The following is a 14,685-nucleotide window of genomic DNA, read 5'->3' as shown; positions in this document are numbered from 1 at the left end:
TAGATTGATAATTGTTTTCATGTTATTGGTTTTATATAGTTTTTCTAAGAGAGGATTTTCCTTTATTTCATATTGGCTTTAAAATCAGAAAATTCCGTATCGATTCGGTAGAAGTGTATGAACTTAAAACAAAAGAATATGTATTTTTTACACATTAATATTCATTAAAAAAAACGAGTATTTTCACAATAAAATATAAATACATAGTAAGTTGAATTGAAAAAAAGATGCTATCTTCTGGCATCTTTTTTTCTTTAAGAGGAAATATCATTGATCCTTATATTATTTGAAATTCAAATGCGGGCATATAAATAAGGGAAAAGGAGATAATATTTAACAAATTATAATTGGAAATGGTATTTTAGGTCAGAAATGTTTTTATACTAATTAGGTTATTGGTACTAAATAAGCATAATGTCTCGCTTTTCTGCTCTTTAATCTTATCGTTATTTTTTATTAAGTACATATCGTTTTTTAGAAATCTCAATCCTAGCAGAGTATATAAATTGGGTGATAAAAATGTGGAACATAATTACTTCTTATCTTCCAGATTGGAAAGTCTTTGTACAAGCTTTTATCTTGTTTTTAATTCCGTATACTATCTCAAGATTTTTTCATTGGGTTCGTATGTCAGAGAAAGAGTGGGAAGAATGAGTTGGTGGAAGTCAAGAGACAAACAAGTGAAAAAAAATAATATTCAAAGTAAAACGAAACAAGAGCATAAACCATCTCAAAATACAAACGTTCATTTCACAAATGATTTTGCCTCTAACTTAGAACTTATAAAGCAACAAATCGGACATAATTCTGATGTTCGATTTCGGAAGTTTAATATTGGACGCACAGATATTCAGGCTGGGATCGTTTTTGTTGATGGTCTATCAGATAAAGAGATAATTGACAAACATATTATGAAATTACTAATGGATGATTTTTCTGATGAATATAAAAATGAATCTTCTTATGTGGAGGGGACTGTTTCAAAAGAATATATTAAAAATAAAGTTCTTACAATTAGTGAAGTAGCAGAAGTCCATTACATAAAAGATTTAATACCCAAAGTATTGATAGGTTCAACAGCTCTTTTAATTGATGGTTTAGCAGATGTGTTTATTCTTGGTACAACAAAAGCAAATAAACGAAACATTGAAGAACCAGTATCGGAGGCATTAGTCAGAGGGCCACGGGTCGGTTTTACTGAAGTATTAAGTGATAATACCTCACTTTTGCGACGACACTGTGCGGATGAGAGCTTATCATTAGTAAAGCTACCAGTAGGAGAACGTGCAAAGAAAGAGTTAGTCGTCGCATTTATTAAAGATCTTGCTAGTACAGAATTGGTGGATGAAATAAAAAACAGAATTCAGAAAATTGACATAGACAGTGTACTCGAATCTGGTTATATAGAGCAACTTATTGAAGATAATTATCTCAGTCCTTTTCCGCAGATTCAAAATACAGAACGACCTGATCGTGTTATTAGTGCTTTGATGGAAGGTCGAGTAGCTATTTTGTTAGATGGAACACCATTTGTTTTAATTGCTCCAGTTACATTTAGTATGCTGCTGCAATCACCAGAAGATTATTATGAAAGGTGGCTTCCTGGTACGCTTCTCCGCTTATTACGCTTCATGACAGCTTTTGTTTCATTATTTGCTCCAGCACTGTATATTTCTTTTATTTCATTTCATCCAGGATTAATTCCCACTAAGCTCGCTATTTCTATTATCGGATCGCGAGAAGGAGTTCCTTTTCCCGCTTTAATAGAAGCGTTAATTATGGAAGTAGCTATCGAAGTTTTACGAGAAGCAGGTTTACGTCTGCCTAAACCGATTGGACCGGCAATGGGAATTGTGGGCGGTTTAATAATTGGTCAGGCTGCCGTAGAAGCAGGAATTGTTAGTCCAATAATGGTTATCGTTGTTGCGGTAACAGCTATTTCTTCTTTTACTATTCCGCAATATAGTGTGGGAATTACGTTACGCATTCTTCGTTTTGTAGCTATGTTTTGTGCTGCGATATTTGGATTGTATGGAGTTATTCTCTTCTTTCTTTTACTTTGCAGTCATTTAGTGAAACTGAAAAGTTTTGGCGTTCCTTATACCAGCCCTGCTGTTCCATATCGATTCAGTGATTGGAAAGATTTTATGGTTCGCATGCCATTAAAAATAATGAGACGTCGACCGAAAATAATGCATACCAAAAAAACTATCCGCAAAAGGTAGCTGATGACGAAAGGAAGTGGCCTTCAGTGATTACTATACCTAAAGACCGAATAACAACTTCACAAGCAGTTGTTATTATTGTAAATTACATACTTGGGACAGGAATTCTTACTTTGCCCAGAGCATCTGTGGAAAAAGTGAAAACACCAGATGTATGGTTAAGTGTGATATTAGGTGGGATACTGGCAATGGTTTCAGGAGTAATTATGGTCAAATTAAGTCAGCAGTTTCCAGAAAAAACATTTTACCAATACAGTCAAGATATTGTAGGGAAATGGATAGGTAGGTTGCTTAGTTTTCTTATTATAGGGTATTTTCTTACAACTTCAGCATTTCAAATTCGTTCAATGGCAGAAGTAATAAGCTTTTTTTTGCTCGAAGGAACCCCCACATGGGCTATTGTTATGCCTTTTATGTGGATAGGTCTCTATTTGATTATGAGTGGTATTAATTCAATTGCACGGATGTTTGAAATAATATTTCCTATTACTGTTTTTATTTTTTTAATCATTTCCTTTATGAGCATCGGAATATTCGAGATAGATAATCTCCGTCCCGTATTAGGTTTGGGAATTAAACCGGTATTAGATGGGATAAAAACAACGTCTCTCGCATATACAGGTCCTGAAATTATGTTAATTCTTTTGGTATTTATGGAACAACGAAATAAAGCAGTAAAAGCTATTTTAGTTGGAATTTCTATTCCGTTAATCTTTTATGTAATAACTGTTGTAATGGTCATTGGTGCATTATCAATTGATGGAGTTGTAACAAGAACATGGCCGACAATTGACCTTATGCGCAGTTTTGAAATTTCTGGATTGATATTTGAACGTTTTGAATCTTTACTGCTTGTAATATGGATTATGCAAATATTTGCTACCTATACGATTAGTTACTATGCAGCTGCATTAGGATTAGCACAACTCTTTAAAAAGAGTATTCATCCGTTTATTTTTGCTTTAATTCCAATCATTTACATCATTGCTATGACTTCGAAAAATATAAATGACTTGCTTAAATTGGGGGATATGCTCGGTAATGCTGCTTTATTTTTATTTGGTTTACTGCCACTGCTTCTTCTTATTATTACGCGATTAAAAGGAGGAGTAGTGTGAAACATAAATTTAATTATATGCGGTTCTATTTGGCTTTGTTATGGACGCTTTTGCTTCTATTTTTAACAGGGTGTTGGAGCAGTAAAGAAGTAGAAGAGTTGAGTTTAACTGCAGGTATAGCACTAGATAAAGGGAAGGATTCAACAATTGAGAAAGAGGATGAGGAAGGAGGTTATCCTAAAAGAAATCTTATAACAGCTACTTATCAAATTGTTAGTTCGCAAGCACAAAGTAAAGGAAATGGACAACAAAAACGTTATATAAATGTTTCTGAGACCGGTGATTCCATTCATCAAATTGTTCGTGAGTTTTCATTAAAAAGAGAGAGCACAATGTTCAGCCCACATTTAAAAAACATTGTTATTAGTGATAGTCTTGTACGTACATACAGTTTAGAACAATTACTTGAACAGTATCTCCGTGACAATGAAGTTCGGCTTAGCTGTATGCTCTTAATTAGCAAGGGTCTAGCGAAGGAGGTACTGGAATCAAACAAAAAAGGAGAAATCCCAGCATTTCGTTTGTCTGGAATTGCAGATAATAGAAATAGAACAACAAGGATTTTACCTCCTGTATCGCTCGCTAAATTGGAAGGAAAGATGCGGTCAGGGTCCAGTTTTCTTTTGCAAAATGTAATCTCGATAAAAGGAGAAACAAAATTTGCAGGAGCTGCTGTAATTAAAGGAAAGACAAAAAAGTTGATGGGCTTTTTAAATGAACAGGAATTGGAAGGAGTAGTATGGATAAACGGAAAAAGGAATGGTGGTGTGGTAAAAACTTTTGATAAAGAATCAAAGAAACTCATTATATACGAAATAAAGTCAATAAAAAGCAAAATCATACCACATGTTAACGGAAATAATATTTCCTTTGATGTAAACATTGAATCAGAAGGGCGTTTGTCAGAAAATTGGATGCAATCAGGAAAAGATTTTGAAAATGAATTTTTAAAAAGGGAAGAAAAAGCTATTGAAAAAGAAGTAAAGCACTTAGTACATCATGTTACAAAAAAAATACAAAAAGAATACCAAGTCGATATTGCGGGTTTTGGCAACCAATTAAGAATTAAACACCCGAGAACATGGGAGAAAGTCAAAAAAAATTGGGATCAAACATTTAGTAAGGTACCGATTAAATATCATATAAATGTAACTATACAAGATTATGGAGCGTCAAGTTTAAAACGGTGAGATACCTTAATTAATATTATATTTGCATCAAAACAAAAAGTTATAAAAGTTTTAATTTGAAAATTTTTGTAACTTTTTGTTTTTTTATGTCCTTCTTATTATAGATTAAAGAAATGATTTTATCCGGCTATTTGCCGGGCAGTAAGACCCCCACCTCAAAATTCAGCGAAAGCAAAGAAGTTATTAGAGGTATATGTAAGCTCTATATAGGAAGGAGAATTTTGAAATTCTATTGATAAACCAAGTAATTGTAATAGCCCTTATTTAGAATAATAATTTCAAAATCAATAAAATTTAGAGTAGAAGGAGCAAGAGCAAATTATTATGAATAAACAAATAGGATTCATCGGATGTGGAAACATGGGTATTACTATGATAGGTGGGATGATAAAAAAAAATATAGTTTCTCCAGATCAAATAATTTGTTCAGATTTAAACGTCATTAATTTAAAAAATGCTAGTAATGAATATGGCATAACTATAACTACTAACAACAATGAAGTCGCTAACAGTGCTGACATTTTAATTTTATCAATCAAACCAGATTTATACTCATCGGTAATTAACCAAATAAAAGATCAAATAAAAAATGATGTAATCGTTGTAACTATTGCTGCAGGAAAAAGTATTAAGAGCACTGAGAATGAATTTGGTAGAAAGTTAAAGGTTGTTAGAGTAATGCCTAATACACCGGCACTTGTTGGAGAAGGAATGTCTGCGTTATGTTTTAATGAAATGGTTACAGAAAAAGATATAAAAGAGGTACTGAACATATTTAATATTTTCGGCCAGACGGAGGTCATAAATGAAAAACTAATGGATGTTGTTACATCTATTAGTGGTTCTTCTCCAGCATATGTGTATATGTTTATAGAAGCCATGGCAGATGCTGCTGTACTTGGCGGTATGCCGAGAAAACAAGCTTATAAATTTGCGGCTCAGGCTGTATTAGGTTCTGCAAAAATGGTATTGGAAACAGGAATACATCCAGGTGAATTGAAGGATATGGTTTGTTCTCCAAGTGGAACGACGATAGAAGCTGTAGTAACGCTAGAAGAAAAAGGTTTAAGAACAGCTATCATTTCAGCTATGAAACGTTGTACGCAAAAATCTATGGAAATGTCTAGTTTAACTAGTAAGTGAGAAGCGAATTTATATAATATTTCAAATCTATTTAATGTAAAAGAAATATTATGAGGCTAGTTAATAACTAAGTAAATTTATATACAACACTAACGAGAAGAACAAACCTTATTTTAAAGGGGATACAGAAAATATGAGTAATTTACTAAAAAAGAAATCCGTTACACAATTGTTAGAGCATAATCAAAGCAAGACTTTAACGAAAACATTAGGAGCATTTGATTTAATTATGTTAGGGGTAGGCTCGATAGTTGGAACGGGTGTTCTTGTGTTAACTGGATTAGTAGCAGCAACAAATGCTGGTCCAGCAGTTGTTTTTTCATTTATACTTGCAGCAATTATATGTGGATTTATAGCATTATGTTACGCGGAAATTGCTTCTACACTCCCGGCGTCTGGTAGTGTATATACGTACTCATATGCAACAATTGGTGAGTTTGTTGCTCATCTAGTAGGTTGGTCATTGCTGTTAATATATATCGTGGCAACAGCGGCTGTCGCTGCTGGATGGACAGGCTATTTCCACAATTTAATAAAAGGGTTTGGATTAGAGATACCTAAAGCTCTAGTAACGATCCCTTCACATGGTGGTATTGTGAATCTACCAGCAGTAATCATTACATTGATATTAGCATGGATGTTATCCCGTGGTACAAGGGAAAGTAAACGAATCAATAATATAATGGTATTGATTAAAATTGGTATGATTTTGTTGTTTATTACAGTTGGTATATTCTATGTAAAACCAATGAACTGGATACCAATTGCACCATACGGTTTAAGTGGGGTTTTTACGGGTGGAGCAGCTATTTTATTCGCTTTCACAGGTTTTGATATATTAGCAACTTCAGCAGAAGAAGTAAAAGATCCGAAGCGTAATCTTCCCATCGGTATTATTGCATCATTAATCATATGTACAATTATTTATGTTATGGTATGCCTTGTTATGACAGGAATGGTTTCCTATAAAGAATTAAATGTCCCTGAGGCAATGGCTTATGTAATGGAAGTGGTAGGACAAGGAAAAGTCGCTGGTGCAATTGCTGCAGGTGCTGTAATTGGCCTTATGGCTGTTATTTTTTCCAATATGTATGCGGCAACACGAGTATTCTTTGCAATGAGTCGCGATGGATTGTTACCGAAATCATTTGCGAAAGTTAATAAGAAAACTGGAGCACCCACTTTTATAACTGGATTAGCAGGAATAGGGAGCTCTATAATAGCTGGGTTTATTGATTTGAAAGAATTAGTTAATTTAGTTAATATCGGTAGTTTGGTGACGTTTGCGTTAGTTTGTCTATCAGTTATTATCCTTCGTAAATCACACCCAAATTTAAAACGTGGATTTATGGTGCCTTTTGTACCTGTATTACCATGCGTTGCAATTGTATGCTGTGTGTTTTTAATGCTAAATTTACCGTTAAGGACATGGGTGTACTTTAGTATTTGGATTACTATTGGGGTAGTAGTATATTTCCTTTATTCGATAAAACACAGTAATTTAAATGAGGAAACGATCTCGAAATTACATGATAAAATTGCGAGATAATAACGATCGAAAATTTTATTAATAATCATATTGATAGTTGAGTAACATAGAAACAGTGTTTTGACATTTAGCAAGAGATAAAATAAGAGATGCTAGGGCAGCTAAGTACTTTTTTAGAAACCTTGCTTGTTTTTTACGATTTAACGCTGCTAAGGAGAGAGAAGTATGAGTGAATTGCATTTTATGAGTATAGAAGAATTGGATAATAAATTGAAAAAATCTGACAGTGGTATTTATTTCATTAAAGACTATAATGACAATATTATTTATGTAGGCAAGGCTTTTAGTATAAAAAGTAGAGTATTAGCTCATTTTAATAGTTATTCCAATATTGAGGAATATGTACATTTATTTAATAAAGTAGCGTATCTCATTGAAGATAGTTTGTTAAAACGCTCTTTGTTACAAGTTACTTATATGATTAAATATAGACCAGTATTAAACAAAGAAGTACAAAAAGAATTCCCAGAGTTGTATACTCAATACATTAAGCAGACAAATAAAAAATCTATGTTGTTAGAAATTGATAAAGCTAAAGAAAAGGGGGATGAGTTAAAGAATAAATTAGTAAAATTAGTGGGTGGAAAAACTATGTTTTATGACATAATTTCTCTGTTAAACAATGGATATAACTATCATATCCTCGCAAAAGTATTGAGCATAGAACTTCAAACTTTAATTATAATGAAAGAATACCGAAAAAAATTCCCGATACCACATAATTATAAGAGGACAATAAAACATCAAGATATAATGTATGCTTTATCTGGAAAAAAGAATTTAAGTACTTCAAGGTTAAACACTTAACTTTAAAGTAGTAAATTCGTTGCTTTTGTAGCTTTTATTGTTATATTGAAATGCAATGTACATTTGTGTTTCAAATTTAATTGGTGGAATAAGGGGAGGGAAAGGGTTCCTATAAAAATACTGGAATAAATTAGGTTGATCATGCATAAATAGCATAATTAGGCACATGTTATTTATAAATATTCAAAGATACGAAAGTGATACAAATGAAATTCTTATGTCTGCTACTACAAGTACTATTGAGCAAATGAAGTATGAAATTGCTTTTGAACTAGGAGTCACACTGGGACCTGATACATCACATCATCTGCAAATGGTTCGGATCGGTGGAGAGATTACAAAACGCTTAGTTCGAATGGCTGAAAAACAGTTAACAGGTCAATACAGACTACACTAAGAAAATAATCCGTATATATACGGATTATTTTTCCTTTAATTTACAAAAAAATAAATTTCGGAATTGAAAAAACCTCTCAGATTCCTTTGTAATGATGTTTTTTAGTTATGTTAATGACGTAGATATTGGAAGGTGATAAATTCGATACGAGCGATGTATGAACCCTTTAAAGAGTTTTGGTGTTATTTGCAATTTTAATTCCATAATACTTAAGCCGATATAATAAAATGTTTTATGTCTAAATCGATATAAAGGAATAGTTTTTAAGTGATATTTCTTTTTTTATAGAATAAGCAAAACTTGATATTGTAGTAAGAATTGTTTTGATGTCAATTTACTGTGCACCTTGGTTATTGAAGTTTTTGGTTGATTAACAACTATTGTATTTGGAAATTAATAATAAGTTTATCTCGCTATTTGCCCGTAAAAGCCCGATTGGTGTGGGCTAATAATCAGGGGGGATGAACAAAACACCCACTGATTAAAGTTTCACTTTATGTGATGCGGTACTAAAACCATCTAGTTTGCTATTTTTAGTATTTGTAAAGTCTATATATATTTTCCTCTTTTGTGGAAAGTAAGCTAATGTTGCGACCAGTAATATAGTGTCATTTTTTTGAAAATTCCATTCGTTTTTTTATTTTTAGTTGATGAAAAGACCTTTCTCTCAATTAAATGTTTAGTTGAGTACTTGAATTTCCTCCACCTTATACTTTTCAAAGCATAGTGCTTCAAAAATAGCCATATCGCTTTCATCTGTTTCCAATTTCACAACTTCTTTATTATCTTTTTTTAAAATTTGGAGCAAAATAGTTTTTCAGTTTCATATTTAAATTAGCAGTATTTATTTTTTTGAATTCAATTTGTATAAGTGATTGAATTGGAACTTTGACTGTTGTTTCTTGCGGTGGTACAGTATCTCCTGTTATTTTCGCTGTATTTTAAATCTTTTTCCAGCTTGGTCCTCGCATTGACTACCACTGTATTTTGTAGTATTTCACTGTTTTCTCAAGTTCAATAATTATATCTTGTAGAATTAAGAAAAGAACTTAGCTTATTTCCTTTACTTATCTTATCTACTCTGATATTTAGATGCTAACTACAATTAAATAATATATGATTTTTATAAAAAAGATATAGTAATATTTTGTTGTGAATTGTACTAATTTGATATTTTATAGTATTATTTGTCGTGAATTATATCTAACAGAATATATTTTATAGATCTATAAAGGAGAATGTAATGAATACTTCTATCGATATACAACACTTGTGTGATCTTGCACATAAAGCATTTAATGCCCCTGTACATATTTTATCTGCAGACAGAAAAATTTTATATCATTCTACATCTGATAATGTTTGTAGTCCTTTTTATTCTTCAAAAGAAGAACATCTTACTGATATTTATCAAGAAAACGATCCCTTTAACTTGCCACTTTTCCGAAGTAACAACTATCTTGAAAATTTTGTTCTAATTCATATAGAAAATCATGATGATATTAAAGGGACTATTATAATCGGTCCTACTATACATCCAAAAGATTCAGATGATATGATCATAAAATTTCAGAAAGAATTTAAAGCAAATGATAACATTCAAGAAAGACTTGCCTATTATCAGTGTTTATCTGAGATTAAAAAAACTACATTAATTGATATGGGAATTTTATTACATTACATGATTTTCAATGAAAAGTTAGATGTAGATATTGTCTTGGAAAAAAATAAAGTACTAGAGGAAGTTCCTAATAAAATTGTGAAACCGGATTTATATATTTTAAAACGCCGACAAAACAAACCTAAAACGCACAATATGGCATTAGTAAATGATTTCTTTTCGACTATTAAAGAAGGAAATAAAAAAAAGTTAATACAGTATATGTATGCGGTTTCGCAAGAAGATGTTGAACTTATGCTAATAGAGGATCCGCTCAGGAATCAAAAAAACCTTGGAATTATTGCGATTACCTTAGCCACTCGATATGCAATAGAAGGAAACCTGCCACCAGATATTGCTTTTGCCCATAGTATTTTATATATACAAACCCTAGAACAATTAGATAATGTAGAATCTGTAAAGCGATTGTCAGGGGACGCTTTACGTACCTTTGCAGATCGTGTGAAAGAATACAATGCAAAAAAGTATTCTTACGCGGTTACTACATGTATAAAACATATTAATAAAAATGTTTACGATGGAATATCTCTGAATGAACTTGCTAATCATTTAGAAATTACGCCTACTTATCTGTCTAAACTATTTAAAAAAGAAATGGGAATTACTTTAAGCGAATATATTCAAAGGGAAAGAGTGGAAGAAGCAAAAAAATTATTAACACTCACTACTTATTCGTTATCAGATATCTGTGCGTGGCTTAACTTTAATGACCAAAGTTATTTTATAAGAGTTTTCAAAAAAATCACTAGTATGACTCCTAGGCAGTACCGTGAAAAATATACAGTAATATAAGCTTGTTATCTGCTGTCTTCAATGTAAAGACTTAAACATGGGTATAAGTATCCCAAAAAATGAAAATACACTAACCATTATTTTGCTAAAGAAAACAAAAAGACAGAAGGCTGCAAAGTGTTCCAAGTAAGCTTTGCAGCTTTTTTGTAATTTAAAACCTATGTTTATAACGATGATAAGTTTATAGACTAATATCTTCATATTGTATATTTGTTAATAATGATATTAAAATGTTTTGTAAAAAAATCAACAATATAACATATATTACTAAATATATCTACATTTTATGCAATTATACATAACTAAATAAAGGTAAAAAAGTATAAAAAGACCTATTATATTATTCTATAAGTATTTTTTCTAAAATAAAATTTCTTGGTTGAGCTAAAATAGTTATTTTTAACCGTATACACATTAATTTGTAATCATTACAATTACAGAAATGAAATTTATGAATAACTATATTTATATAATTTTTTTCGGGGCATATTTTTATTTAACAGTAAATTATCGAGCTTAATCGACAAAATTTTTCTATTTACGCATTAAAAATTTAATGTTTTAATGAACAACATAACTGGTATGACCAGACAGAAAGGAGAAGGTTACGCTAATAGGAATTATAGTGAAGTTGTAAGTAACATTATGTTGTTAATAATTTTCTAAATAGTAAATTTATCCACAAGAGGTCAAGAATCAAATTTGTAATAAACGTGTTCTAAGTTTCTGCATAACAAAAGTGAAGTTATTCCGCAATAAAAGTATAAGCGATGTACAGCATAATTCCATCTTTTGTAGTCTAGTAAGGAGTTTGCTGATAAAACTAAGAGTAATATTATTAAATTTAAATTAAACAATGTTATGACGAGATTAACTGTAAGCATTGGTTTATTGATCCTCACGATTCTGTAAGTTAAACCGCAACTTTAGGAAAGAATTAATAATTTACTACTCATAGGGTGCCTGATTCAAATATAGTTAATAAATTTTTGTTATTTATATTTAAAAAAATAGAGTATCGAAATGAGAGATAAATAAAATCTTTACATCCTATTAGAAATAAAAAACAACGATATTAACGTATCTGAAAGATTTTTCCTTCTTATCCAGTTTACAACGAGAGCGGTCGTACAAGTTATATGAATTAAGTTATAAAAACAATGGTAAAGGAGTGTACGGAATGAAAACTAAAATAATGACAGGATTTTTAATAACATCCATAGTAACTGGAGCAATTATTCCTATCAATACTCTCGCAACACCAATCGTTCAAGCGGAAACTCAACAGGAAGGCATGGATATTTCTTCATCATTACGAAAATTAGGTGCGCAATCTAAATTAATCCAAACGTATATTGATCAATCTTTAATGAGTCCTAATGTACAGCTAGAGGAAGTCCCAGCTTTAAATACCAATCAATTCCTAATCAAACAAGATATGAAGGAATGGTCATCGGAACTCTATCCACAGTTAATTCTATTAAATTCAAAAAGTAAAGGATTTGTAACAAAATTTAATAGCTATTACCCGACATTAAAATCGTTTGTAGACAATAAAGAAGATAGAGAAGGGTTTTCGGATAGACTTGAAGTACTTCAAGAAATGGCTATGACGAATCAAGAAAATACGCAACGGCAAATCAATGAATTAACAGATCTTAAATTACAGCTTGATAAAAAATTAAAAGATTTTGATACCAATGTGGCAACTGCTCAAGGCATACTAAGTACAGACGGAACAGGAAAAATAGACCAGTTAAAAAATGAAATATTAAATACCAAAAAAGCAATTCAAAATGATTTACAGCAAATTGCATTAATACCAGGGGCTTTAAATGAACAGGGATTTGCTATATTCAAAGAAGTTTATAGTCTTTCAAAAGAAATTATTGAACCAGCTGCGCAAGCAGGGGTGGCAGCGTATAACAAAGGAAAAGAAATTAACAACTCTATTCTAGAAGCTGAGAAAAAAGCAGTGCAAGAAGCAACAGAGCAAGGTAAAACGGCTCTAGAGATTGAATCAGCAAAAAAAGCAGCTCGTGAAGCAATTGAGAAAAGCAAACAAGGTGAAATAGCAGCCGCAGCCGCAGCAAAAACACAAGAGTATGACCTGATGAAGGTCATTGATACCGAAAAGATTAAGAAAACATTTGGCGTTTTTGCTGAAGTAAATAAATTAACAGCAGAACAGCGAGCATATTTAGATGATTTAGAGAAACAAAATCAAAAAATATATGATTTAACAACGAAATTATCAATAGCTGATTTACAAAAATCAATGCTTCTTCTTACACAAAATGATTTGCATACGTTTGCAAATCAAGTAGATGTAGAACTTGATCTACTAAAGCGCTATAAAGAAGATTTAAATCTAATAAAAAATAGCATTACAAAATTATCTACTAATGTTGATACAACTAACGAGCAGTCTCAAAAAGATACATTAAGACAATTAAAAAATGTAATAAGTTACCTTGAAGAGCAAGTATATAAATTTTGATATTACGTTTTTGGAAATCTATAAAGAGTATAAGCATTTAGCGAAAGAAGGAGAATAGTCATGAAAAAATTTCCATTCAAAGTACTAACTTTAGCTACATTAGCAACTGTTATAACTGCTACTACCGGTAACACTATTCATGCATTTGCACAAGAAACGACCGCTCAAGAACAAAAAGTAGGCAATTATGCATTAGGCCCCGAAGGACTGAAGAAAGCATTAGCTGAAACAGGGTCTCATATTCTAGTAATGGATTTATACGCAAAAACAATGATTAAGCAACCAAATGTAAATTTATCTAATATCGATTTAGGCTCAGAGGGGGGAGAGTTGCTCAAAAATATTCACCTTAATCAAGAGCTGTCACGAATCAATGCGAATTACTGGTTAGATACAGCGAAGCCACAGATTCAAAAAACTGCTCGTAATATTGTAAATTACGATGAACAATTTCAAAATTATTACGACACATTAGTAGAAACTGTACAAAAGAAAGATAAGGCAGGTCTAAAAGAGGGTATAAATGATTTAATTACTACAATCAATACAAATTCAAAAGAAGTTACAGATGTGATTAAGATGCTACAAGACTTCAAAGGGAAACTATATCAAAATTCTACAGATTTTAAAAATAATGTTGGTGGTCCAGATGGGAAAGGTGGATTAACTGCAATATTAGCAGGTCAACAGGCAACGATTCCACAACTTCAAGCTGAAATTGAGCAACTTCGTTCTACTCAGAAAAAACATTTTGATGATGTATTAGCATGGTCAATTGGTGGTGGATTGGGAGCAGCTATTTTAGTTATTGCAGCTATTGGAGGAGCGGTAGTTATTGTTGTAACTGGCGGTACAGCAACACCGGCTGTTGTTGGTGGACTCTCGGCTCTTGGTGCAGCTGGTATCGGTCTAGGAACTGCGGCTGGTGTCACAGCATCTAAGCATATGGACTCCTATAATGAAATTTCTAATAAAATCGGAGAATTAAGTATGAAAGCAGATCGTGCTAATCAAGCAGTTCTTTCGCTTACTAACGCGAAAGAAACATTGGCATATTTATATCAGACTGTAGATCAAGCGATATTGTCTCTAACAAATATTCAAAAGCAATGGAATACAATGGGCGCAAATTATACAGATTTACTGGATAATATCGATTCTATGCAAGACCACAAATTCTCTTTAATACCAGATGATTTAAAAGCCGCTAAAGAAAGTTGGAATGATATTCATAAAGATGCAGAATTCATTTCAAAAGATATTGCTTTTAAACAGGAGTAGAA

The 14,685-nt window shown here is 31.8% G+C and carries 11 protein-coding genes; 10 read left to right on the top strand and 1 reads right to left on the bottom strand.

What is annotated here, in order from left to right; all coding sequences use genetic code 11:
- Positions 1–650: 650 nt before the first annotated feature.
- The 7 genes from BLT20_RS25105 to BLT20_RS25075 all read left to right on the top strand — a co-directional run bounded on the left by BLT20_RS25105 (position 651) and on the right by BLT20_RS25075 (position 8,429).
- The gene (locus BLT20_RS25105; RefSeq protein ID WP_000119234.1) at positions 651–2,225 is read left to right on the top strand and encodes a spore germination protein; all 1,575 of its coding nucleotides are present in this window, start codon (positions 651–653) and stop codon (positions 2,223–2,225) included.
- A gap of 26 nt (positions 2,226–2,251) precedes the next feature.
- Complete coding sequence (locus tag BLT20_RS25100; RefSeq protein ID WP_000628610.1) at positions 2,252–3,343, top strand: spore germination protein; 1,092 nt, start codon at positions 2,252–2,254, stop codon at positions 3,341–3,343.
- A complete protein-coding gene (locus BLT20_RS25095; protein ID WP_000680796.1) occupies positions 3,340–4,533 on the top strand; it encodes a Ger(x)C family spore germination protein in 1,194 nt (397 codons plus the stop codon). The genes BLT20_RS25100 and BLT20_RS25095 overlap by 4 nt, the downstream gene beginning before the upstream one ends.
- Positions 4,534–4,857: 324 nt before the next feature.
- Positions 4,858–5,676, top strand: a complete 819-nt coding sequence (gene proC / locus BLT20_RS25090; protein WP_073339964.1) for a pyrroline-5-carboxylate reductase — start codon at positions 4,858–4,860, stop codon at positions 5,674–5,676.
- A gap of 133 nt (positions 5,677–5,809) precedes the next feature.
- On the top strand, positions 5,810–7,225 hold the full coding sequence (locus BLT20_RS25085) for an amino acid permease (protein WP_000067462.1): 1,416 nt from the start codon (positions 5,810–5,812) through the stop codon (positions 7,223–7,225).
- 165 nt (positions 7,226–7,390) lie between these two features.
- Positions 7,391–8,032 (top strand): GIY-YIG nuclease family protein, encoded by a 642-nt coding sequence (locus tag BLT20_RS25080; RefSeq protein ID WP_001292165.1) that lies wholly within the window; start codon positions 7,391–7,393, stop codon positions 8,030–8,032.
- A gap of 166 nt (positions 8,033–8,198) precedes the next feature.
- Positions 8,199–8,429: an alpha/beta-type small acid-soluble spore protein gene (locus BLT20_RS25075; protein WP_000897400.1), complete on the top strand. Its 231-nt coding sequence runs from the start codon at positions 8,199–8,201 to the stop codon at positions 8,427–8,429.
- Positions 8,430–9,108: 679 nt separating this feature from the next.
- Here BLT20_RS25075 and BLT20_RS25070 read toward each other — a convergent pair.
- Positions 9,109–9,237, bottom strand: coding sequence for a hypothetical protein (locus BLT20_RS25070; protein WP_002026045.1), 129 nt, complete (start codon positions 9,235–9,237; stop codon positions 9,109–9,111).
- A 435-nt stretch (positions 9,238–9,672) separates the two neighbouring features.
- Here BLT20_RS25070 and BLT20_RS25060 point away from each other — a divergent pair, with 435 nt between their 5' ends.
- From BLT20_RS25060 to hblD, 3 genes are all read left to right on the top strand, one after another.
- Positions 9,673–10,902: a helix-turn-helix domain-containing protein gene (locus tag BLT20_RS25060; RefSeq protein WP_001097912.1), complete on the top strand. Its 1,230-nt coding sequence runs from the start codon at positions 9,673–9,675 to the stop codon at positions 10,900–10,902.
- Positions 10,903–12,082: 1,180 nt separating this feature from the next.
- On the top strand, positions 12,083–13,402 hold the full coding sequence (hblC, locus tag BLT20_RS25055) for a hemolytic enterotoxin HBL lytic component L2 (protein WP_000850222.1): 1,320 nt from the start codon (positions 12,083–12,085) through the stop codon (positions 13,400–13,402).
- Between the two features lie 60 nt (positions 13,403–13,462).
- Positions 13,463–14,683, top strand: a complete 1,221-nt coding sequence (gene hblD / locus BLT20_RS25050) for a hemolytic enterotoxin HBL lytic component L1 (RefSeq protein ID WP_000714435.1) — start codon at positions 13,463–13,465, stop codon at positions 14,681–14,683.
- Positions 14,684–14,685: the final 2 nt, after the last annotated feature.

This window comes from Bacillus sp. cl96, from assembly GCF_900100505.1.
Taxonomy (GTDB): Bacteria; Bacillota; Bacilli; order Bacillales; family Bacillaceae_G; genus Bacillus_A; species Bacillus_A cereus.
Note: the sequence above shows the minus strand (reverse complement) of the source record. Positions and strands in the feature narration are given on the sequence as shown.

Excerpts from the sequence above, each read along its gene's own strand:
- BLT20_RS25105 (WP_000119234.1), top strand. The coding sequence starts at position 651 with ATGAGTTGGTGGAAGTCAAGAGACAAACAAGTGAAAAAAAATAATATT.
- proC (WP_073339964.1), top strand. The coding sequence starts at position 4,858 with ATGAATAAACAAATAGGATTCATCGGATGTGGAAACATGGGTATTACT.
- BLT20_RS25085 (WP_000067462.1), top strand. The coding sequence starts at position 5,810 with ATGAGTAATTTACTAAAAAAGAAATCCGTTACACAATTGTTAGAGCAT.
- BLT20_RS25080 (WP_001292165.1), top strand. The coding sequence starts at position 7,391 with ATGAGTGAATTGCATTTTATGAGTATAGAAGAATTGGATAATAAATTG.
- BLT20_RS25075 (WP_000897400.1), top strand. The coding sequence starts at position 8,199 with ATGTTATTTATAAATATTCAAAGATACGAAAGTGATACAAATGAAATT.
- BLT20_RS25060 (WP_001097912.1), top strand. The coding sequence starts at position 9,673 with ATGAATACTTCTATCGATATACAACACTTGTGTGATCTTGCACATAAA.
- hblC (WP_000850222.1), top strand. The coding sequence starts at position 12,083 with ATGAAAACTAAAATAATGACAGGATTTTTAATAACATCCATAGTAACT.
- hblD (WP_000714435.1), top strand. The coding sequence starts at position 13,463 with ATGAAAAAATTTCCATTCAAAGTACTAACTTTAGCTACATTAGCAACT.